Source organism: Bacteroidia bacterium (assembly GCA_033391075.1).
GTDB lineage: Bacteria > Bacteroidota > Bacteroidia > J057 > J057 > JAWPMV01.
The window spans coordinates 1,236,171-1,257,140 of sequence record JAWPMV010000001.1 but is presented as its reverse complement, the minus strand read 5'-3'; the positions used below and the strand labels follow the sequence as shown (position 1 = coordinate 1,257,140).

22 protein-coding genes are annotated in these 20,970 nt (G+C 41.4%); 1 reads left to right on the top strand and 21 read right to left on the bottom strand.

Annotation, left to right across the window (positions count from 1 at the left end):
- Window positions 1-40: 40 nt before the first annotated feature.
- The 21 genes from R8P61_05035 to R8P61_04935 all read right to left on the bottom strand — a co-directional run bounded on the left by R8P61_05035 (window position 41) and on the right by R8P61_04935 (window position 18,376).
- Window positions 41-415, bottom strand: coding sequence for a hypothetical protein (locus R8P61_05035; GenBank protein ID MDW3646398.1), 375 nt, complete (start codon window positions 413-415; stop codon window positions 41-43).
- A 32-nt stretch (window positions 416-447) separates the two neighbouring features.
- The gene (locus R8P61_05030) at window positions 448-897 is read right to left on the bottom strand and encodes a hypothetical protein (protein ID MDW3646397.1); all 450 of its coding nucleotides are present in this window, start codon (window positions 895-897) and stop codon (window positions 448-450) included.
- A gap of 94 nt (window positions 898-991) precedes the next feature.
- Window positions 992-1,567, bottom strand: coding sequence for a hypothetical protein (locus R8P61_05025; protein ID MDW3646396.1), 576 nt, complete (start codon window positions 1,565-1,567; stop codon window positions 992-994).
- 81 nt (window positions 1,568-1,648) lie between these two features.
- Complete coding sequence (locus R8P61_05020) at window positions 1,649-2,485, bottom strand: hypothetical protein (protein ID MDW3646395.1); 837 nt, start codon at window positions 2,483-2,485, stop codon at window positions 1,649-1,651.
- Window positions 2,486-2,530: 45 nt separating this feature from the next.
- Window positions 2,531-2,821, bottom strand: a complete 291-nt coding sequence (locus R8P61_05015) for a hypothetical protein (protein MDW3646394.1) — start codon at window positions 2,819-2,821, stop codon at window positions 2,531-2,533.
- Between the two features lie 12 nt (window positions 2,822-2,833).
- Window positions 2,834-3,898, bottom strand: coding sequence for a tetratricopeptide repeat protein (locus R8P61_05010; protein ID MDW3646393.1), 1,065 nt, complete (start codon window positions 3,896-3,898; stop codon window positions 2,834-2,836).
- 209 nt (window positions 3,899-4,107) lie between these two features.
- The gene (locus tag R8P61_05005) at window positions 4,108-4,551 is read right to left on the bottom strand and encodes a hypothetical protein (protein ID MDW3646392.1); all 444 of its coding nucleotides are present in this window, start codon (window positions 4,549-4,551) and stop codon (window positions 4,108-4,110) included.
- A 34-nt stretch (window positions 4,552-4,585) separates the two neighbouring features.
- Window positions 4,586-5,122 carry a DUF2059 domain-containing protein gene (locus R8P61_05000; GenBank protein ID MDW3646391.1) on the bottom strand — a complete coding sequence of 179 codons (537 nt, stop codon included), beginning with the start codon at window positions 5,120-5,122 and terminating at the stop codon, window positions 4,586-4,588.
- Window positions 5,123-5,202: 80 nt separating this feature from the next.
- Window positions 5,203-5,850, bottom strand: a complete 648-nt coding sequence (locus R8P61_04995; GenBank protein MDW3646390.1) for a class I SAM-dependent methyltransferase — start codon at window positions 5,848-5,850, stop codon at window positions 5,203-5,205.
- Between the two features lie 18 nt (window positions 5,851-5,868).
- A complete protein-coding gene (locus R8P61_04990) occupies window positions 5,869-6,432 on the bottom strand; it encodes a hypothetical protein (GenBank protein ID MDW3646389.1) in 564 nt (187 codons plus the stop codon).
- A 22-nt stretch (window positions 6,433-6,454) separates the two neighbouring features.
- A complete protein-coding gene (locus R8P61_04985) occupies window positions 6,455-7,171 on the bottom strand; it encodes a hypothetical protein (protein ID MDW3646388.1) in 717 nt (238 codons plus the stop codon).
- Window positions 7,172-7,198: 27 nt separating this feature from the next.
- Window positions 7,199-7,564, bottom strand: a complete 366-nt coding sequence (locus R8P61_04980; protein ID MDW3646387.1) for a nuclear transport factor 2 family protein — start codon at window positions 7,562-7,564, stop codon at window positions 7,199-7,201.
- A gap of 49 nt (window positions 7,565-7,613) precedes the next feature.
- Window positions 7,614-8,258 carry a hypothetical protein gene (locus R8P61_04975; GenBank protein ID MDW3646386.1) on the bottom strand — a complete coding sequence of 215 codons (645 nt, stop codon included), beginning with the start codon at window positions 8,256-8,258 and terminating at the stop codon, window positions 7,614-7,616.
- 18 nt (window positions 8,259-8,276) lie between these two features.
- A complete protein-coding gene (locus R8P61_04970) occupies window positions 8,277-8,828 on the bottom strand; it encodes a hypothetical protein (GenBank protein MDW3646385.1) in 552 nt (183 codons plus the stop codon).
- A 25-nt stretch (window positions 8,829-8,853) separates the two neighbouring features.
- Entirely contained in the window at window positions 8,854-10,521 is a 1,668-nt protein-coding gene (locus R8P61_04965) for a hypothetical protein (GenBank protein ID MDW3646384.1), read from the bottom strand.
- A 47-nt stretch (window positions 10,522-10,568) separates the two neighbouring features.
- Entirely contained in the window at window positions 10,569-11,204 is a 636-nt protein-coding gene (locus tag R8P61_04960; GenBank protein MDW3646383.1) for a response regulator transcription factor, read from the bottom strand.
- Between the two features lie 26 nt (window positions 11,205-11,230).
- Window positions 11,231-13,381, bottom strand: a complete 2,151-nt coding sequence (locus R8P61_04955) for a tetratricopeptide repeat protein (GenBank protein ID MDW3646382.1) — start codon at window positions 13,379-13,381, stop codon at window positions 11,231-11,233.
- A gap of 192 nt (window positions 13,382-13,573) precedes the next feature.
- The gene (locus R8P61_04950) at window positions 13,574-15,832 is read right to left on the bottom strand and encodes an amidohydrolase family protein (protein ID MDW3646381.1); all 2,259 of its coding nucleotides are present in this window, start codon (window positions 15,830-15,832) and stop codon (window positions 13,574-13,576) included.
- 23 nt (window positions 15,833-15,855) lie between these two features.
- On the bottom strand, window positions 15,856-16,929 hold the full coding sequence (locus R8P61_04945) for a hypothetical protein (GenBank protein ID MDW3646380.1): 1,074 nt from the start codon (window positions 16,927-16,929) through the stop codon (window positions 15,856-15,858).
- 34 nt (window positions 16,930-16,963) lie between these two features.
- A complete protein-coding gene (locus R8P61_04940) occupies window positions 16,964-17,875 on the bottom strand; it encodes a cysteine synthase family protein (protein ID MDW3646379.1) in 912 nt (303 codons plus the stop codon).
- An 18-nt stretch (window positions 17,876-17,893) separates the two neighbouring features.
- Window positions 17,894-18,376, bottom strand: a complete 483-nt coding sequence (locus tag R8P61_04935) for a MarR family transcriptional regulator (GenBank protein MDW3646378.1) — start codon at window positions 18,374-18,376, stop codon at window positions 17,894-17,896.
- Between the two features lie 871 nt (window positions 18,377-19,247).
- Here R8P61_04935 and R8P61_04930 point away from each other — a divergent pair.
- Entirely contained in the window at window positions 19,248-20,969 is a 1,722-nt protein-coding gene (locus R8P61_04930; protein ID MDW3646377.1) for a sensor histidine kinase, read from the top strand.
- Window position 20,970 lies beyond the last annotated feature (1 nt).

Below are 20,970 nucleotides of genomic sequence, written 5' to 3'. Positions count from 1 at the left end.
TTTTATTTACTCAAATCCAATCCCAACCCAGCACCGATAATCACTCCATCTCCCATTCTGAAAGATCATCCACCGGATTAGGGAGTCGAGACTTTAACCAGTCTTTCATTAAATCCGGGCTAAAGTCGGGATCGGTACTTTCGATGATCCATGAAAGAAAGTCATCAGGGCCTCCATTGAGGTAAGGTGCAGGAGATACGGGATAAAAGCGGCTAGGAAGGCGTTCATTGAGGGAAAGGTAATTGACTACGCAGGCAAATTCTTGTACCGCATGCCAGGCATATTGATGCTTGATATCTATCCAGAATTTTACCCACCAATTTCCGTCTTCAGAAGTTCCACTCGCTATGCCTTTGCTTACTGCAGGTACACGCTCCATAAATTCTGCAAGTTTCCCAAATTTCGCTTCACTCATTCAGCCAATTTAGTCTCAAATCCTGGCTTTTGCTACAGCAGCAAAGCTAAAGCAGAAAGCAAGGCCAGAATCTCAAAGAAAATCCTACCCCAATGCCAATTGCCCCATTTATTCAATTCCCGGGGGAGAGCTTCATTTGACAGGCTTCGGTCAGCAAAGCTTTGATTGGCCTTTTTGAAATACAGGAAATAGGTCGAGAAAAAGGCTACGGTAGCCAAGCCCATCACTCCCCATAATAGCAGATGATCATCTTGTTTAATCATTTGGTAGCCCACCGTAGCCAGTGGGATTAAAGTAGCTGCAATGGTTAAAGGAGCGAAAAACTGATGGATTTTCTTTCCATAGGTTTTATGCAGCTCAAAGAAATCATCTGGATCTAAGGACTTCCAATAGGGAACAAATAAAACGGCTTCCGTGATTTGGGCGCCGAGGAAGATTCCCAGTATGCCCGTAGATAGTATAAGAAGATATGCTCCGATCATGTCTGATTTTTTTCTGTTTGATTTCAGACAAAATTGGAGTTTTCAGATCAGTGTGTCATTTACATATGTAAAGGAATTCAGCTAAAGATGCTTCTTAGCGCAGCCTAAAAGCAATCATGCGATGTACCACCTCCTTATCTCCCTGCTTCCATTTCTGAAAGACTATACCGATGCCCGGAGCCACATAGGTCTCAATTTTTCGATCCGGATTATTGCCGGGCAGGATTTCATATTTGATGCAGTCGAAATCTCCGGCTATACTTTGGATACGTTCCTTTGTAGGATAAACTTTCACCCGATCCTCTCCAAAAGTCTGGTACTCGATTACTTTCTTTTTATGGGGTTTGCGAAACATCATGACTTCCAAAAATTTCCCATCCTCTCCCCTACTCAGGGTATCAATCTCGAACTGCCCTTTACGGCTATTGCGAACCACGAATACATCCCCAAACTCATGTAAGCTGTAATATTCCTTTCCTGCTATGTCAAAGGAAATATCAATCCAGTTTCTGACCGTATCTCTTTCTATCACTTCCCCATCTTTGAGGAGTTCGCGATGGTAGACCCACTGATTGCCTAAATCAAGGGGAATGAGGCTTTGGGCAAAAAGAGAGCTTGAAAGCAAGCCAAAAGAGGCAAGGGTCAAAATATATGTTAATCGGCTATTCATGTGATGTTTTTCTAAAATTTGAATACGGGCAAATGCAAAAAATAAAACCTGAGCTTGAAACTTGAACTTGAATCTCCCCCTTTACTCATCTTCATAGGTAAAAACGAAATGTACTTCTGAGGTATTGGAATATGAGTTAGCCGCACTAAAGGCCCTTTGTTCTATTTCTCGCCCTTTTTCATCATAATCTTTAACATTAAATGCTAGCAGATCCCCACTAGAGTTTCTCGTCTCCATTTTTGTCTGTTTTCCCAGTCGATTATACTCAAAAGTCGTTTCACTTAGCACCTGCTGAGAAGCTCCCCGACTTTCTATTTTTATCAGGAGTTCATTTCGGTATATGTATTGATTTTCTTCAAGTAATGCTCCTTCAGGACTGAAGGTAGATTCTTTCAGCAATTTAGCTTTAGGATCGAATTCATGCCGCTCCTTTTCTACTACATTGCCTTCGACGTCCTGGATTTCAATGTCAAAAATCCTTTGATCCGGACTCTTCTGGCAATGAAGTTTTTGGACCAATTCCCCGTGCTGGAAAAACTCTTTGCTATAGCCCAGTTCAAAATCCTGGTGAACTTGTTTTTCCGTTTCTTCCTCCTCTACGTAAACCGTTTTCGTGTTCCCATTGGCCGCATAGCTAAATACAACTTTCTGGTAAACTTCTCCTTCGAAAAGTAAAGACTCCTCAAGAGGCCGCCCCTGCCCATCGTAGGTACTTGTAGATTCTTCCAGGAGTTGATCATTTTCAAACAATTGCTCTGCCACTTGAAGGCCCAGATCATTGAAGGTTTTGATGGTCATTTCTTCAATTCCTCCAGGCTTGTAAAGTATTTCAGTTTCTGTTTTATCCTGTTCATTTCTTTCGAATGAACTTACAAGGACTTCTTCTTCTCCTACGACTCTCCAGGTGTATCTTTTCATTTGATTAAGTTCTCATTTTGTATAAAATTCATTCTTCTCCTTCATTCAAAATTCGAACATAGCTACCAGAAGAATAAATGAAGGTAAGCACAGCAAATTAATAAGAAATTGTTTTCTCGCATGAGCTTCTCGATGGAGCAAAAAAAATAATCCTGACAAAAACAGCCAGAGTACTCCAATGCCCAGAACCATTAAAATTACCAAGAGGGAATTACTTGCATAATGGCCATAGGTTTGCTCAAAAAAATTGCGGACCAGCAGGTAGCCTAATGCCCCTAGAGCATAAAAACCTATCAAAAGATGGGGGCGATTTTTCTTAGCAAAGACAGGTTTCATGCGTTAAATGAATTAGTTAGTCTCTCCTAGCTCTTGCTCCAAATCCTTGATAAAATCTTCCCAATTGCCTCTTCCCGTCTTCTTTATCGAAAGAGCTTCAGCTTTTCGCAGCAAATCCAGGGCTTTTTTCACATCCTTTTCCATCCCCATACCCCTATATTGGTAAAAAGCTAGGTCGGCCATTGCGTTATGATTTCCCTCTTCTGCCAGTTTCTGGCTTAGCTCCAGGCCTTTAGCATAATCCTTTTTGCCTCCACTCCCTCTCATGTAAAGCCTGGCCAATTTCAGTTGCGCACGCTCTCTGTACCGCTTGCTATTGAAGAGTGATTTGAGGGCAGAAATCGCTTTCTCAATTTGATCTGGTGCTTCATCTATAATAAAGTCTGCCAATTCATAGGCATCTTCTTCAGAACCTAGTTCAATCGCTTTTTCTCTCCAGTAAATCAGCTTTTCGGTATCTACTTCTGCCTGAAAATAATGGTAGTCTCCCATTTCATTTGCAGCTTCGGGATGTCCCTCCAGGGCAAGCTTTTCAAACATCAGGCGAGCCTGGGTATTTCTCTCCTCAGAAAAATTATCATCATATTCAGAGGTGTTTAGGGCAAAGGCATATGCGAACATACTCCCCGGACAATTGGCAATCAGAGCTAAGTCTTGTTTTTTATATCCTTCATTTTCGATGCCTTTGATAAAGCTTGTCGTCTTTTCAAAAAGCTCAAACTGGCAGGTCCCCATAGCATAAAACATGGGTTCCAGATCTGAATCCACCAGATAAATATGATGGTCTTGTAGAAATTTAGCGGGGTAATAGAGGATTTGTTCATCGGCATTGATGGCAATCGGTACATCTCCACTTTTGATCCAGCCCTTATTTGTAAATTCCAGGCTCTTCTCTCCAAGCTTCTTTTTATCCCAAAAAGTCCAGGTATCAATGCGAAAAAACAAGTCAAAACTCTTCTGATCATGTGCGTCTAAAAAGTTTTGGTAGTCTTCCGGTATCTTTATTTCCTGGGAGAAAGATGGGTCAATAAAGCCAAAAATAGAAAGGCCAATTAACAGCAATATTTTGTGATGCATGATAGGTGCTAAATAAGCGGTTGAAAAATTATAACAGGCGGGCTTTGTGTTTTCATAAAATCAGGCCAAAACAAAGGGCCTTTCGGTATGCAAAATAATCAAAAACGGGCAATCCATTTCATAAAAATTTGATTTCCACCCTAAAAAAATAAAGCCCCTACTCCTAAATGGATAAAGGGGCTAAGCAGATTTGTAAAAGGGGTTTGTTTTTATTTCCCAACCTCTTCCTCTTCTGATGGTAAATCCACGCTAAAAAATTGCTTCGTATCAGCTCTGTACATAACGTACAATTCGAATAAGGTCAATAGCATGGACCCTATTGCAAATAATAAGAATATGGAAGCATCAATTTCCTGAATCCTGATTCCAAACACTTTCAAGTAAAAAGGTCCTGAAGCATCCATTAGGACCCAGGATATAATGGGTACGAGGATAAATCCCAGATAGATAAATAGTAATGCCCATTCTCTGGATTTGGGATCACCTTTCAGCATTCGCTTTCCGATAGGCAAACAAAAGAGACCGAAGTCAAAAAAAAGTCTGCCATAAAAAGGAGAAATGATCATTTCCAGGATTGCGAAAATGCCCTCAATTATAAAGAGCCATGCGACGATTTGAAGGAGGATGGGGGGCTTACGGTCTTGTGTAATCATGGTAATGCTGTAGGTTTGTAAGTTGAAAAAGGAATCACTTGCGTTTCTTCTTCTTTTTCTTCCCCCCCTTCTCCCCTTCGTAGATACTTGCTTTGACTTCTTCTAATTCCCGCCGGGCGTCCATGAGTTCATTGAACAGATATGTCTCACTAATTAATAGTTTTTGTCCAAGCTCAGACTGATAAAATTGGGAGAGTTCTCTGAGCTCGGCCAGGGTATAATTTTCAATAAAATGCTTGATGGGATTCTTTATAAAGTTGGGATTCTGAGCCAAGAATTTTTGACCGGTCTTTTGCATGATCTCAGTCAATGCTTCCATACTTATCGGTTTTTTACCGTCTGGGTTTGCATCAAACTCTACATTCGTATAAAGCCGCTCAATCTGTTTTTGAATAACATTGAGATTCTCACTTAGAATTTGAAATTTTTCCTGAGCAGAGTCTGTATTGAAGTCTGCAAGATTTAAGGAAACTTCTGCCTTTAATTCTTGGGCGGAAAGAGGGCTATAAACGGAAAAAATGAAGGTGAGAGATAGGGCCCATTTGCCCCAAAGGATCATTGTGTTCTTCATGTGTTGATTAGGTTTGTGTTTTGTATTTCTAATTGTAAATGTCTGGGGAAATAGTTTACCCTACCTTAAGCTAAATACCTTTACAATTTTTTGGCAATGAGGATCAAGTCCGTAAATTTCTTGTGTTCATACTTATCGAAATCCTGTCGATGGTGAAAGCGTATTTCAAATCCCAGTTTCTCTAATGCTGGAAGCAAATAAGCAGACTCATGGTAATGCATATAAATTTTGGGGCCTTCGCCAGAACTCGGGCCTTCCCAGCCGGAATCTTCATAGGAGCCTTCCATAGTGCTCAGGTAAAGGACTCCATTTTCTGTGAGGATATCAGCTGATTGACTCAGCATATCCAGTGCCTCCTCTTTGCTGAGGTAAGGCAAACAAAAACCACACATAATGGCCTCGAATTTTCGATTCAGCTCTTTGATTTTCCGACTGTCCCAGACCAAAAATTCAGCATTCGGATTATGTGCTTTTGCCAATTCTATCATACGGGGAGCCAGATCTATTCCCATAAGCTGGAGTCCAGGAAGTTTAGACAGCAGATATTTACTGATATTGCCCGGTCCACAAGCTATGTCCAGTATGCGAGAAGAGGGAAAAGGGAGAGCTTCACAAAATATATCAAAGGAATCCTGATAAAGACTCTGATCCATAAATTTCGCTGCATATCCTTCTGCAGCATTATCGAAGGCCTCTACAGCAATCTTGTTTTTGTCAGGTTTCAGCATATAGACATGGAATGGGGGTTAGCCCAACTTACATTCTACTGGTATTTCTTTTTCTTCTAAACTAAGCCAGAGATCATCCAGCGTCAGGTCTGTCAGGTTTTCTTCAAATAGATCCAGCTCCAGACCCGAACAGAAAAACCTGAATCTCCCTTTTGCTGTTTCAACTTCTACATAGTTCCTTCCAAAGAAACCAAAGAGGTAGAATAAAATCCCCCACTTAGCCTTATCTATTCTGACTACATGGATTTTTGTCAGTTCAAACTCAAGGAGCTTTTGAAAGGGAAAATTGGGATTGATCACATAAAACTTATCCCCATTTATAGCAAAACTGTTATTCAGGTAGGCGGCGATAAGGTAGGAGGTAAGTAAAAACAGGCCAGCCAAATAAACATTTGGTCCACCGACAAATAAGAAATAGCCCAGAAGACTCAGTCCAATAATACCCGGCACCAAAAAGAGAAAGACAAACCAGATAAGAATGGGACTATAGAAAATTTGAGAGGACTTGATTCCTTTTTCTAACAGTAACTGATCTACTCTTTTGTCTTTGAGTTTTTTGAGGAATGATTGGGCAGCTTCCATAGCAGTATTACCTGAGGAGTATTTATGCGCTTATTTTTGATATTACGACAAAAAGGACAGAAAAGATTAGCAGTAGCATCCACCAGGCAGCCTTTTTTACTCGTTTATCCATATGCTGGCTCTTGCGAATTTCCACCATAGACCAAATGGCAAAGCCGACAAAAAATGCTCCGGATATGCCTACTAGCAATTTATTGTCTACCAGAAATACTAGCAACATACTCCCGATAAAGGGAATTGCTAGGAGGCGAGATAACTTCTGCCGAAGGCTACTTTCCGGCAAAGGTTCCAATGCCATCCATTCCTGAATTTTTTGACTTAGCTCTTCTTTCTCTTCCATCAGGGGAGGGATTAGGATAAAGCTTGTTTTAGATTTTCCCTGGAGCTTTATGCCTCCTTCCTTCAGAGCATAGGCCGCCTGAATATCTTCCTTACTCAAATAAATCTCCGGGGTCTTGTCTTGTGTCCTTTTAATCCCTTCATCATCGATCGCTATCTCAAAACTTTCCAGTAGTTTTCCATTTCGCCTGTAAGCCATGACGATAGCTGCTCCAAGAAGCAACGTCATGATTGGATAAATAAATTCATTTCCTTCTGTGCTTTGGGTTTCAGCATTTGGACCGTATTGGGTAAGTAGAATTGAGATCCCTATAGCTATGAGAAAAAAAGGCAGACTACGAATGATGGATTTCCTTTTCAGTAGATCGAGACCGCTATCGCTAATTTTGTAGGTTTTCATGTGTTTCTTGATCTTTAGCCAGCAATATTAAGAAGAAAGCGGGGAACTTGCACCTGCGACTACCTTCCAGTTTCCTTCCTCTTGCTTCCATACTCTCAGGAAACGGAAACGCCCTTCGAAATCATGCGCATCAAAATTCCCTTTCATTTCCACCTCCACACTCACTACAGCGGCATCCCCATAAACCTCAACTTTCTGAGTCAGGAATTTGAGCTTGTTAACACGCATCTTCCTCCTGCGGTAATTTTCCAGATCCATTTTCTTACTAACTATCATTCCTCCAGGAATATGAAAAATCAGTTTGTCGTGGATCAGCGTTTCCAGGTGGGAAATATCTGACTCTAACATGGCCTGTCTTAGTTCTTCTTCTTTGGCGAGAATTTCTTCTTTCATAGGGTCTTTAAGTGGAAACACCTGCGAAAGGGAAATGTGACAGCCTGCATTAATTCTGTCCTTCTATAAATTTCAAGCGACTTATAAATTGATAAAATCGATCAATATTGAGTTCATAGGTTTCAGGAGTTGCCACGAAATTGGCCCAGAGGTAGGCTTTGGGAGTTTCTATCAAATAATAAAATGCCCGGTAAACACCTCCTCGAAATACCTGATCGACGACAAAGCCCTCCATAGTCTTGTAGTTTTTTCTTTCGATCTCAAGAAAGCTTTGTCCCCCCGACCAGGGAGGCTTCACACCTAGCCCATAGGTACTATCTTCAATGATATAATTCTTAAACCCCTGGAAGCCATCAAAAGCATCTTTTCGATAGGAAGTTATGGACACTGCATTTCTAATCCCTTCAATTTCCGGAAACAAAGCATTGAGCATATTGTATTTATCCGAGTCCCACATTTCCAGGTAATCAGGTACCGAAATTTGATAACCACTCAATGTATCCAGATAACTGATCTGTTTAGCCTTATCAAAATAGCCCGAAATCCTCAACATAATGATGCTTCCATTGAGGTCTGGAGTTATCACGACATGCCGTTTCTTGCTTTTTTTCTTTAATCGAAAGTATTGCCTTTCCTGTGCGTGCGAGGGAATCAGGATCAGGCATATTAACAGACTTGCAAGCCAAGTTTTCATAGGGTTCTTTAAAACATTCTAGTTTTTCTCAGGCATATAAGCCTCATTGTTAATCGTCCAGCTTTCCTCATAGATAGATTCATAGACAATTTCAAAATCCAGGCTATCACCGGAGAGCGCATTTTTCAACTTCATAGATCCTTCGAGCGTATTGCGAATGTCTCCATAAACTTTGAGGCTTTCGTTGTCAAGAAGTCCTATCAGCGGAATCTCTTCTCCGGCAGGAATAAATCGCCCTTCAAAAATATCTGAATGATAATAAAAAATCGAATCCTCCATGTAGATATGATCTTCCAGGTATTCAAGCAGCTTATCATAGCTTTTCCCAGCCTTATCAGTAATTTTCACTGATTTGATCATCGCAGGACCGATGCCTTCATTTTTAAGTAGGTATTTATAATTGAGTCCATTGCTCCCATAATGACCAATGTCCAAATGGGGATACACAGACATGAATTGCTGTTTACGGATAAGATTGGTTTGATAGCTAAAAACGACTAGCGTGCCGACACTTACTATAATGGCAGCAATACTCATCAATCTGTCTCCATTCCGGAAATTTGTGTTCATGATTCTGATTTATTTGAGGTTGAGCTTATTTTATAAGTCCGGAACTTTTTAAATGTTCATCAACACCTGTCATTTGCCAATGCCCAAGCGCGATAGGAATATTACCTATGGAGTTTAGCTCATCGAAGAAAGCCTTTAACTCAAAGCTTTCTCCTTTTCCCTCTTTGATACGTGCATAGTCCGCCATGGCAGCTTCAAGCAGATACTTACCTGTGATATAGCTGGTTCCATAACCGGGCTGACGCAGGTAGAGGTGTTGCTCGAAAATGAGGAGTTCCTTCTCGGTTTTCATCCAGCCTCTGGGGGTAAATTCGGAATGAATACCTCCCGCTTCTTCCATACTCATTTCATTGGCGTGGGCATAAAGGGATCCTAGTCCTCTGGCAGCTCTTTGGGCAATCATGATATAGACAATTTCTCGTACCCTTGGATCATCATCATAGAGACCAGCACCCATAAACATTTCTTCTACGGCAGTCGCAGTTCCTTCATTGCGAGAATCAAAGATATTGTAGAGCAAAGGTCCTTTTCTGATCTCGCTTTTGTGGGGTTCTGTATCCATTCTCGCCAATTCAAACCAGTGATAAAAATGTGAGTAAAGTGGGCGAGGATCATAATGAGCGCCAATCCAAAAGAAGTTTCGGCTTTCTTTTGGGACAAAAGCGCCCAGATGCTCCCGAAGAGCAGGCTCAAAATAATCTTTGACCGTAACGATATCCTCATTCTCCAGAAAATTCATCAGGCTTTTAGCAGAACGCTCTGCCAGGGCCTCATATGCCTCAGGAGAATCTGCATCTGTAAGTTCCGGCACATTGCGATTTCTATGTTCTTCGAGCTTGAGGGAGGACCAGGCACGATTGAGTTCACGTTTGAGAATCATGACCTCATCTTCCCAACTCAGGGGAACAAGGTGGACATTTTGCAGGTACCAGCTATAATTCTCTTTCCCTATTCCGGAAGGCCCGGTTTTTTTATCTGCTTCTCCCTCTAACCAATCAGCCAACTCATTGGTCGAAGCTATAGCTACATCAAGGGCAGCAACTACATCCTTATGTTCCTTTATTCCCTCCCATCCTTTGATATGCTCCAGTCCTCTACTCTGGTTTTTGATGTCTCGGATACCTGTGATCCAGAGATCTTTTGCATTGCCGGTCAGATTCAGTTTGGCCTGTTCATTGAGGGGGGGAATAACGCCAAGATCAGCGAGTAAATCTGTTTTGGATTCTTCACTTAGCGGGAAGTCATAGGTCCATATTTCTGTGGTTGCATGATGGGTAGGTCCTTCATGAGCAGGGACATCGGAGCGATACATCCAAAGACTTTTATAATAAGCGGGATCTCTTTGCCAGGGTTTGAGGATGCGATGGTTGAAGTCATAGCCATTCATTTCCGCCCGGACGATATGCCAGTCTACTTGCTGATCTACCGGCCAGGAAGAAGGATCGATTGCCTGATGTTTGGCCTGTAGGTCTTTAAATTCTGGCCATCTTTTATCAAAAGTAGCAGCTGTATAATCGGGAGCTCCTTCCCGCATGGGAGGTTTTTCGAATTCGCGCCAGTCTTTAAAAAGTTGAACAAGCTCTTCGTATTTCTCTGATTTGGGATAGGTTTTTTCTGTTGGTGCGCTGTTCTCACAGGAGAGAAAGGAGATCAAAAAGATCCATGATAGTAGTTGGGTCAGTCGTAGTTTCATAATCAGGGCTTAAGAGCCCTAAGTTAGTAAATCGTAGCTGTATTTCTTTACTGCAATAATTCCTTGTTTTCCAAAGCCCACCTGAGCAGGCCGTTTTGCTCCCCGCTCAATTCCAGTTTTTTCCCGATGTTGCTGCGATGGTTACCGACCGTTTTAGGGCTAATGAATAGCATATCAGCGATCTCGGCCGTCGTTTTTTGCTTGGAGATCAGTTTCAGGATGTTGATTTCATGATTGGATAAACGCGATAAAAGATCGGTTTTTGCATTTTTGGGTTTGATCAGGTAGTGGGTAAGGCTGGGATTTACATAAGGCCTGCCTTTACTTAGAGAATGCACACAAGCTATAATCTCCTGCTCCGAGCTTTCCTTTAGTAAATAGCCTTTTATCCCTGCCTCTATCGCATGATGAAAAAAACTTTCATCCTTAAATAAAGTCAGCAAACAAAATTCTGTTGTACTCCCCTCTTCAATCAGGAGCTTTGCGACTTCCAGGCCTGTCATTCGTGGCATCTCTATATCCAGGATGGCCACATCTGGTTTCAGCAAGCGTATTTTTGCCAATGCCTCTTCTCCATTTTCGGCACTACCCACCCACTCTAATCCTTCCTGTTCATTGAGGAGATCCGTAACTCCTTTCCTCAGAATCGGATGATCATCCGCATTGAAAACTGTAATACTCATGACTTCAGTAATAGGTTTGATTCGGCTTACATATTCTGGATGGGAATGCTTATGCTCAAATTGCTTCCTTTCCCATTATTTCCTTTCTCTATCTTCAACTTTCCTCCAATGGCTGAAATTCGTTCAAACATCGTTCGCAATCCCAGACTTTTGGAGGTCACAATCTCCAATTCATGATCAAAGCCTTTCCCATTGTCCCGGATTTGGATGAGCACCTCATTATCCTTCAATTCAGCACTTACTTTCGCTGCAGTTGCTTCGGCATGTTTAATGATATTGCTTAGGGCTTCCTGTACAGTCCGGAATACATGGATATGCGCAGCTTGCGGGAGGTATTGATCGAGCTCGATCAGCTCCTTGCTTATGAAGAGATCGCTAGATCTTTCGACCTTCAAAATGGCTTCCTCCAGAGCTGCTTTCAAGCCAAACTTCTCCAATTGAAATGGATGCAGGTCTCGGGATACCGAACGAACTTCCTCCAGGGTTTCGGAGATCATATGCTGATTCTCTGCGCTGATGGATGCATTATTCAGCAATTGTTTTTTGATCAGGAGTAAGGATTGGCCGATACCGTCATGCAGGTCTCTGGCAATCCTTTTTCTTTCTTCTTCCTGGGTAAAAAGCAAGGCTTCTGCTAAGGCTTTTTTGTCATTTCTTTCTCGCTGGATGCGATTTATTCTCAGCCCCAGAAAAGCCAGAATACTCAGGATGAGCCCACCGCTTATGAAGGCATTCCTCTGTATGATCGCTCCACTTTTTTGGGCATCGAGCTCTGCAATTTCTTTTTCCTGTCGCAGGATCTCTTGCTCTTTCTGACTGGTCTCATAGCGGGTCTGCATATCTGCGATTTGTTTATTGCGGTCTTTATTTAGCAGGCTATCACGCGTCTGGGCATATTGCTCAAAATAGGAAAAGGCTTGCTTGAAATTTCCTCGAGCTTCATAATATTGGGCCAGATTTTTATAGATACCTTCCTGCTCTTCGATGAGCTCTTTTTCTCCCGCGATTTGTTCTCCTTTCTTCAAGTGAAACAATGCTTTTTTGTAATTGCCTTCCTGGGTCCACAATTGTCCCAGGGCCTTATGAGATCCTGCCTGACCGCTTTTGAAACCCAATTCCTCCCTCAATTCCAGGCTTTTTTCATGAAATTTTATGGCTTCCTTTTTTTGCCCCAACTTATGGTAGGATTTCCCCATATTGAAATAGGCAAAAGTAAGTCCCCGCTTGTATTTAATCTCTTCTTGAATATCTCTTGCTTTCATAAAATAGTCTAATGCCAATTGAAATTCCCCCTGATTGAATGCACAATTCCCCAGGGTTTGAATCGATTTTGCTTCCCCCCTCCGATCGCTGTTTTCCCTGAATTTCTCAAGGCCTTTTTCTGCAAATTCTTCGGCCTTGGAATAATTCTTCTGCCGAAAATGAATGCCTGCTATGTTAGAAAGAAAAGTAGCCTGAAGTCTGTTTAGATTATACTTCTCCGCCCAGGCCAATCCTTCTAAGTACTTGGACAATCCCTTTTCATACTGCCCCATAGAATCATAAATTCTGCCTAAATCATTGTAAGCAACTCCTTGACCATGCGCATTATCCTCTTTTTCCTCTCCTTCCATGGATAATTGGTAATACTCCAGGGCTTTCTCATAATCTCCATCTGTTTCGGCTATATCTCCCAGGCCTTTGCTATTGTTAATGATGGCTCTCAGGTATTCATATTTTTTCCCCATCTCCAGTCCTTCTTCATAGGATTTTCGTCCTTCTTCTTTTTTTCCTAAGCCCATATAAATAGCTCCCTGGATGTACAAACAGTCACAGGAATATTTGGGGGTATTGATTAATATGTAGAGTTGCTTACAGGAATCAGCAGCTATAAGGGCTTCTTCGTCTTTGTAGTCAAAATAGTAAAGGTAGCTTAGGTAATACTGAACCTCCGCCAGATTTGACAAATCGTTCAATTGGAGCGAAAGACTTTTTGCCTCTTCAGCATAGGGGAAGGCCTTCTTCGTATCTTCCATGTAGAATTTTTCTGTCAGGCGTAGCAGAACACCGAGACGATTGCTGTCTGGCTGATTTACCTCCAGCAATTGCGTAAGGCTATCTACATAATTACTTTGGGCACTAAGAGAATGAGAAAGAAAAAGTAAGCAGAAACATGTGGAAATAATCCCTTTCATCATCACGGTATTTGGGGAAACGGCATAGGGTTAAGCTCTAATCTAATAATTTCCAGACGTTAATTATTACGAAAATCAAAAAAAGACTTCGCCATACTGGCCTATTTCGATTGGTAATAAGCCAAAAGTACCTGATGACTTTAGGTTTTGATTGAAGGTTTACCCCCATTTTTTTGAGGTACAGCCCCTATTGACTTAGCGATAGTTTTGGAGAAAATCCGCCTGTATCCAGTATATGTCTCTGTTTGAGGTGAAGAGAAAATACTTACCGTCTGCAGTCACAAAGGGACATAGCTGGTGGCCTTCATCATTGATTTTTTCTCCCATATTTTCTGATTTAGACCAGCTCCCGTCTTTTTGCTTAAAACTGATATAAAGATCACCCTGTCCGTATCCTTCGGGCCTCATGCCACAAAATATCAGATAAGACTCGTCGGGAGCTACATAAACATCCGCTTCATAATGCAGGCTATTAACCCCTGCCCCTAATACCTTAGCTTCCTGAAATTCGCCCTCTTTTAGCTCGGAACGATAGATGTCGTAATTGTTTCGATGATCTTGTTCAGCCGCTTTATTCGAAGAAAAATACATATCTCCTTTTGCGGTAAAGGAAATAAAATACTCATTGGATGAGGAGTTGATCGCAGGTCCCGCATTGATAGGTTTTGACCATCCCGCTCCATCCTTTTCTATATACCAGATGTCTATATCTGCCGGCTTTTCTCCTGGATTTTTGGGATGATTGGAAATAAAGTATAAACGACTTTCATCAGGAGAAAGCATAGGATCATTATACCCAATACTGTCGTTTGAAATCAGGGTTTCAGCTTCTGTCCACACGCCATTTTCCAGTTTTGAATAAAGGATCTTGGGAAGTCCATTTTCGTCCACTCCAAAATAAAATTCATCACCTTTTTTACTAAAGACTGAGCCAAACTCATATCGACCTGGCAAGCTGATGAAGTTCGGTGCCAGCTTTTCCGGAACGTCCAGAGGAGCTTCCAAACCAAAATACAGCATATCATTGTCCCGAGCTGAGCCGACTTTTCCTTCAAGGCCCTCTAGTAATTTTTTAGGATCATAAGCTTTTCCTCTTCGGAATACAGTGCGCACTTTTTGAATAACTTTTGCATCCTTCTCCAAGTCCCCGTCCAGTAAGACCAAATCTGCATAATAGCCTTCTTTGATTTGCCCCAACTTTTCTCTTTCTAATAATTGAGCAGCATTCGCCGTCATAACCTGTATCGCCTCTTCCGCTTTGAATCCTGCTTCTATAAAAAGCTCGTAATTCTTTTGATCTCCAAAGCCGGGCAAATTGTGTAAGCCCGGATCAGGACCAGCACAGAGCAAACCACCTGCACGATAGAAGGCTAGATCATAAGCCATGGACTTTTTCAGCCATGCCTTCTTGAAATACCATGCCTCTCCTTGTTCTTCCATTCGCTTTCTCCTATTCTCATAGGCTTCCACATAAAAAGGACTTAGGAGTTCTAAACTCCTTTCATCTGCAACTCCTCTGGCCTGTGTTTCAAATATGGCCAGGGTACTCGTCAAAGCTGTACCCGCTTCAATCAGTTTCTGATGTACGGCCCTTACTTCCTCACTTTCTATATTCAATTCATTTCTAAAATCACGACTGCCATTACATTTATCTACTTCTTTTCCCTTTGCATGATCATAACTATGGATAAAGCCGTGTTCAATCGCATCAATGCCGATTTCAGCTGCTTCCTGATAGGTAGTCGCACAAAGGTGGCCCGTAACTTTTGCCCCATGCTTATGTGCCTCATCCACGATCAATCTTAGATCCTCAGGCCGGGTATTTCTATATACTTTAAACCATTCCACGCCCCTATCTGCCCAATAAGCAATCGTATCACCTATCATAGCTGTATCCCTGACCTGGATAAAATTGCTTTTCCCCTCCGAACCTGTAAAATAGGGTCCTGAATTAACGATCTGCGGGCCGGGTATCTTTCCTGTTTTTATGGCCTTCCCGATTGAGATTTCTTCTTCCGGATTTCCGGTTCCACAAGTCTGAATCGTCGTTACTCCAGCTGCCAAATGTAAACGAGGAGAAGTCGCCAGCAAGGCGCCTGCAGGAAAGCGCATATGATTGTGTACCCCTATAATGCCGGGGATCAGGCTCTGCCCTTTACCATCCACAACAAAGTAATCTTCAGGCAGCTGTAGAGCAGAGGCTTGTCCTAATTTGTAGATTTTATCGCCCTCAATGAGTACTGTTTGGTCCCTTTTAATTTCTCCGCCTGAACCGTCAATCACATCTACATGAACTATCGCTATTTTATTATACTCATATTTGAGAAAGGATTGGGTAAAGGAACTTAAATCTGGTTCTGCGTTTTCGATTGAAGCTTCCTGGCTCTGGGTCGAACTGCAGGAGAAAAATGGAAAAACTATCCAAAGGAGATGGATGAGGAAAGTTTTGGGCATATTGACTATCGATTTGCTTCAAGTTAGGGAAAAGCCAGCTTTAGGCCTTGTTCCAATTCCAAAATTTGTGCCCGATAGGGCCCATTTTCTTTATACAGGCAGATGAGTTTCAAAAAGACATCTCCATTCCTGAAAATCAAAAATTCCTGAATCCTGGGTCCCCATTTTCCAGAAAATATTTTGAAACGATAGCGTTTGAAATTTAATCCCCCAATATTATCGACTTCATCTTGCCCCAAAAAAGTATTTCCTTCATATGCAGCCGAGATTTGGGCTATCAATTTTTCTCCATAAGCTTCATCACTAACTAAAGCTGTTCCCGGATCATCTTCTACTTGGATAATCAGGGAAGTCCCATGCTCCTCATCAATCAAATTAAGGGCAAATTTCCCTTCTTCATCAGGCCCAGGGAAAGGAATACTAAATGGTTCTCCATAGTGGACTTCGATGGGGTTGAAGCGACTTTTAAATTTGATTTTGTAGGAAAATGAACGAATGGTTTCGGGACAACTCATTTTCTCTATAGCCAATTTATGGCGCTCTTCTTCTTGCTTATTCACATCAAATGGAGGTGGAGGTGGCAAAGGAGACATTTTATCTATCTCACTAAAGCTTTTTCGGTATTGAAACTTCAAGGTCAAAACAGCCAGATCCAGGGGTGCAGAGTCCGAGCAACTCAGCCTCACAATTTGATTGTTATAAAGGACGAAACGAAAGGCAAATTTCACATCCAGGCTATTATCTTCCCGTATTTCTACATACATGCGATCTATATAAATAGAATCGTGGCTTGCATCATTTTCGGCAAATTTCACATATACAGTACCCTCATCTTCCAGGAAGCCTGAATTTTTGAAGGTTCTATAGCGGCAGGACCAGTTTTTCAAAGAGTCGCCGGGAATTTGATATCCCTCAGCCCAATCCAGATATGGGGACTGTTTTCCCTCTTCCAAAAAATACAGAAAGGATACTTTGCCGGGATCAATGGGAATATTGTTTGGACAATTTTCGATCCGCTCAATGATGAGGTTCTGAGAAAAACCGCATAAGTGAAATACCAGTAATAAGAATACGCTAGTAATTGTGTGCTGCTTCATGGATGTATTAGGTTTTGAAACGCAAATTAACAGACTATCTGAATAAATCTCCATTCAAATAGCGCAATCCGGAATCACAAATTACGGTAACTATCTTTTTCCCCGGGCCTAAATCTTTTGCGCGTTTCATAGCAGCCCAAACATTTGCTCCCGAAGTTGCTCCGCCAAAAATCCCCTCTCGCCTTGCCAATAGATTCGCCGTATGGTAAGCATCTTCATCTGAGACTGGGATTACCTCATCAATCAAATCAGTTCTAAGAATAGACGGCACAAAAGAAAGGCCAATACCTTCCAGTTTATGCGTTCCACTGGTATCTCCTCCGGATACATTTTGCACATGTAAAGGTTCTACGGCTGTACACCTCAAATTAGGAATAGCCTCCTTCAATATTTCCGAATTACCCGAAAAACAACCTCCCCCTCCTACTGCCATCACAAATTCATCGATATCGCTAGCAAGAATTCCCATAATTTCCCTGGCCATGCCATGATAGCCTCTTTTGTTGTCGGGATTGTTGATTTGGTCCGGCCAAAAAGCTCCGCTTTCTTCAATAATTTCTTTAGCTCTTGCAATCATCCGGTTTATAATCTCGGCTGTCAGAATCCCTCCCTCTGCTTCAATGATCTCAACCGTTGCTCCAAAAGCGCGCATTGTCTGCAATTTTTCCTCCGCAAAGGCATTGGAGGAAACAAAATGGGCCTGATAGCCCCTCATCGCGCAAACCATAGCCAATGAGCTACCCGTGCTTCCTCCTGTATATTCGACGACTCTTCCTCCCGCTTTCAATTCTCCCCGAGCTTCTGCTCCCATAATCATAGAAAGGGCCATCCTGTCTTTCATACTTCCAGTTGGATTGGCACCTTCATATTTCACATAAATTTCCGCCATATCAGCATCCGTCATATTTTTCAGCTGAATCAATGGGGTATTTCCAATTGCACTCATATGTCCTTCTTTGATTTTTTACTCTTTAAGTTCCTGATAAACTCTTTCCTGAAAGCTGGCTTTTTGATGTTCTCTTTCGAGTTGGTCCAGGGCTAAAAGAAAATCTTCATTTTCCACCAGCATTTTTCTGATTGCGTTTTGCCCGGCTTCCCAAACTCTTTCAAACCTGGGCAGTTCAGCATGCGCTTTTTCTGAAAGCCTTATAAGCTTTTTGCGTGAATCCTGCGGATCAGATTTCAATAACAGATATCCTCGTTGAACGATTTTTCGGATCATTTTTGTGATTGCTGGTTGAGAATAGTTAAAGGCTTCTGCAACTTCAGACATAGAAGCGGAGGAATGCTCCTTTAAATACAGGAGTATCAAATGCCAACTAGGCTCAATATCAAGCCCTTCCTCCTTATAGAGATTCTTGATACTATATGACATGGCATCACTCAATCTTTTGAGTCGAGCAGTGATTCCCAGGTATTCCAATTCTTTCAAAAAATCCTTTTCCATACATTTACTTAACCGGTTAAGTAAATGTAGCGAATATTATTAAATTATTAAGTAAATGTGACTATACTTTTTTCAAATCATTCAGAAAAGGAAATGCTCAAATCGTGGATAATCAGGGAATTGCAGGAATATTACACTCATTTACTTGGAATTTTAGAATTATTTTTTCTGAGCAAATATTCAAAGTGTCTAAAGCTAATGTACTCAATAATAAGCATATAGCTTCCAAACTATTTAATTCGAAAATCGAAATAATCGCAAGCTACCAACATAAACTTGAAACAATTGTTATTTTCTTCGTAATATAGAATATAAGGTCAGGTTAAAACTTATATTCTTTTAGAAATTTATCACACAAAATCTCAAGGATATGCTACGAAACAAAAAAGCCCCATAATAATTTGCTGATTACATCGTAATCATAATTGCAAACACTCAATTAGACAGATTTCTAGTACCCATTTCCCTTTTTCTAACTCTTTAGGCGTCACATATGAATTTCCGATCAATAGTCTTACATAAGACAGGCCAACGCCTTCCTCAATTGCAAAATGTCAACCCTAAGAATCATCTATCCCTTGTTGTTATCAAGGGGTTTCCTCGGCATTATTGGTCCAATCTATAGGGATTGATACACCTTTCCAAATCCAAATAAACGCCTCTGGGAATAGCACAGCTCTTCCTTTAGATCTCGTCCGCCTATCTTGGTAGCCATTCAGCATTTGCTGGAATGTTTGATCTCTATTTTGCGAGTCAGATTCAATAAGCTTTGCCCTATATGTACTTCCAACTCCTAAGGATACCTATTTCATTATGCCTTTTGGCTTTTCTATTTCCCATTTTCTCGATGGGTCATGGATTTAGCGGAAACATGTCAATGGAGCGTGATTTCCAGTATGCCATGAAGTTGCTAAACGCATTCAAAAACGATAGCGCCCACCAGGTATTGTGTGGTATTCTGGATGAGCTTTCTCAAAATGGTCAACTAAATAGTCCCTTTGCACTCCAGGTTCGTTTGAGAGATGCTGAAGCTCTTGAAAAGAGCCATCAGGATGAAAAAGCTATCAATAAATTATTGCTATTAGTTGAAGATGCCAAGTCCCAACGCCAATGGGATGTACTTAGCAATGCCCATCTCTCTCTTGCCCGCCTTCACGAGAAAATGGAGCGAATGAAACCTTGCCATGAGGCACTAAAACGTGCTGCACGTTTTATAAAACTGCATAAACTTGCCAATATCTATCCCCGGCTTTGCATTAGACAATCTTCCTATTATCGGATTTTTGGAAAGCGGGATTCTGCCATCTTTTTTGCAAAAGAAGTCATACGCACTGCACCTATGGCCGGACTTTTTGAGGATCTGGCAGTTGGGAATCTCTTGATGGGACTTTTACTTTGGGATAACAATTTCCAAAAAACGGTAACCTATTTCCAGGCAGCCGGAAGACAATGGAGAAAGATTGAAGATTATTCAGGTTACCAGGCAGTGATGAGTAACCTTTCCCGTCTTTATTTAAAAAAGGGAATGGCAAAAGAAGCGCTCGTCTACAATGATAGCTCTCTTTATGTAGCCGGATTGGCAGCTGATAATGGAAGCGCAGAGAAACAAATGTATTTCCTTACCCTTCTTGATCGAGCCAAGATATTTGAAATGCAAGGGCAATATGATTCTGCTTTTTACTATTCACAGAAGGGCCATGCACTTGAGTTAGCAAATCTGAAGCATTCCAATCATCAAAAGATCATTGAGATAGATGCTCGCTACAATTATGAAAAGAAAACACAAGAACTAAAAGAGCAGGAGAATCTGTTAACGCATGAAAAAGAGAGAAAAGAAATCCTGATTCGCCTCATCATTTTCGGACTGTTTTGTCTGGGAGTAATTACCTATTACTACCTCAGCCTCAAAAAAGCCAATAAAAAGATGAAGCTACAGGCCGCTGATATTCGTCGGGTAAACAAAGATCTCTCTAATGCCTTGCAACACCAGATCGATCTACAGGGAGAAGTGCACCATCGAGTAAAAAACAATCTACAGCTGATCATAGGATTACTCGAATTGCAAAAAGGGGAGATCAAGAACCCACAGGCGCTGCAAAATATGGAAGCCATGTCCAATCGAATTTTCAGCATGGCAGCTATCCATGATTTACTGTACCAACAATTGGGCTCAGAACTTATTCGATTTGAAGAATACGCCAGCAAGCTTTGTAAACATTTCCAGGAAATGTCTGGATACACAAAACTAACGAAGTTCAATATTTCAGAAGGAGAACACATATTCAATATAGAAACACTCATGCCACTGGGAATTATCCTGAATGAGCTACTAACGAATAGCCTTAAATACGCAAGTGGATATACGGAACAGCTGGAAGTAAAAATCAAAATAGAGGAGCAATTGGAGGGATTCAAACTTATCTATGCAGACAATGGTCCGGGATTCCCGGAAGGCTCTTTGGCTGCAAGAGAAGGAGGACTTGGATCATACCTACTCAAAAGCATGACAAAGCAACTACAAGGAACAATGGCTAGCAAAAACGAAAACGGTGCTGTATTCGAATTATTCTTTCAGGAAAAAAACAATCGCTAAA

What these genes read in the sequence shown, in the direction of transcription:
- R8P61_05000 (MDW3646391.1), bottom strand. Translation starts at nt 5,122, where the DNA reads ATGAAGAACACAATGATCCTTTGGGGCAAATGGGCCCTATCTCTCACC.
- R8P61_04985 (MDW3646388.1), bottom strand. Translation starts at nt 7,171, where the DNA reads ATGAAAACCTACAAAATTAGCGATAGCGGTCTCGATCTACTGAAAAGG.
- R8P61_04950 (MDW3646381.1), bottom strand. Translation starts at nt 15,832, where the DNA reads ATGCCCAAAACTTTCCTCATCCATCTCCTTTGGATAGTTTTTCCATTT.
- R8P61_04990 (MDW3646389.1), bottom strand. Translation starts at nt 6,432, where the DNA reads ATGGAAGCTGCCCAATCATTCCTCAAAAAACTCAAAGACAAAAGAGTA.
- R8P61_05005 (MDW3646392.1), bottom strand. Translation starts at nt 4,551, where the DNA reads ATGATTACACAAGACCGTAAGCCCCCCATCCTCCTTCAAATCGTCGCA.
- R8P61_04930 (MDW3646377.1), top strand. Translation starts at nt 19,248, where the DNA reads ATGTCAATGGAGCGTGATTTCCAGTATGCCATGAAGTTGCTAAACGCA.
- R8P61_04965 (MDW3646384.1), bottom strand. Translation starts at nt 10,521, where the DNA reads ATGAAACTACGACTGACCCAACTACTATCATGGATCTTTTTGATCTCC.
- R8P61_05025 (MDW3646396.1), bottom strand. Translation starts at nt 1,567, where the DNA reads ATGAATAGCCGATTAACATATATTTTGACCCTTGCCTCTTTTGGCTTG.
- R8P61_05010 (MDW3646393.1), bottom strand. Translation starts at nt 3,898, where the DNA reads ATGCATCACAAAATATTGCTGTTAATTGGCCTTTCTATTTTTGGCTTT.
- R8P61_04955 (MDW3646382.1), bottom strand. Translation starts at nt 13,381, where the DNA reads ATGATGAAAGGGATTATTTCCACATGTTTCTGCTTACTTTTTCTTTCT.
- R8P61_04980 (MDW3646387.1), bottom strand. Translation starts at nt 7,564, where the DNA reads ATGAAAGAAGAAATTCTCGCCAAAGAAGAAGAACTAAGACAGGCCATG.
- R8P61_04945 (MDW3646380.1), bottom strand. Translation starts at nt 16,929, where the DNA reads ATGAAGCAGCACACAATTACTAGCGTATTCTTATTACTGGTATTTCAC.
- R8P61_04935 (MDW3646378.1), bottom strand. Translation starts at nt 18,376, where the DNA reads ATGGAAAAGGATTTTTTGAAAGAATTGGAATACCTGGGAATCACTGCT.
- R8P61_04970 (MDW3646385.1), bottom strand. Translation starts at nt 8,828, where the DNA reads ATGAACACAAATTTCCGGAATGGAGACAGATTGATGAGTATTGCTGCC.
- R8P61_05030 (MDW3646397.1), bottom strand. Translation starts at nt 897, where the DNA reads ATGATCGGAGCATATCTTCTTATACTATCTACGGGCATACTGGGAATC.
- R8P61_04940 (MDW3646379.1), bottom strand. Translation starts at nt 17,875, where the DNA reads ATGAGTGCAATTGGAAATACCCCATTGATTCAGCTGAAAAATATGACG.
- R8P61_04960 (MDW3646383.1), bottom strand. Translation starts at nt 11,204, where the DNA reads ATGAGTATTACAGTTTTCAATGCGGATGATCATCCGATTCTGAGGAAA.
- R8P61_04975 (MDW3646386.1), bottom strand. Translation starts at nt 8,258, where the DNA reads ATGAAAACTTGGCTTGCAAGTCTGTTAATATGCCTGATCCTGATTCCC.
- R8P61_05015 (MDW3646394.1), bottom strand. Translation starts at nt 2,821, where the DNA reads ATGAAACCTGTCTTTGCTAAGAAAAATCGCCCCCATCTTTTGATAGGT.
- R8P61_04995 (MDW3646390.1), bottom strand. Translation starts at nt 5,850, where the DNA reads ATGCTGAAACCTGACAAAAACAAGATTGCTGTAGAGGCCTTCGATAAT.
- R8P61_05020 (MDW3646395.1), bottom strand. Translation starts at nt 2,485, where the DNA reads ATGAAAAGATACACCTGGAGAGTCGTAGGAGAAGAAGAAGTCCTTGTA.
- R8P61_05035 (MDW3646398.1), bottom strand. Translation starts at nt 415, where the DNA reads ATGAGTGAAGCGAAATTTGGGAAACTTGCAGAATTTATGGAGCGTGTA.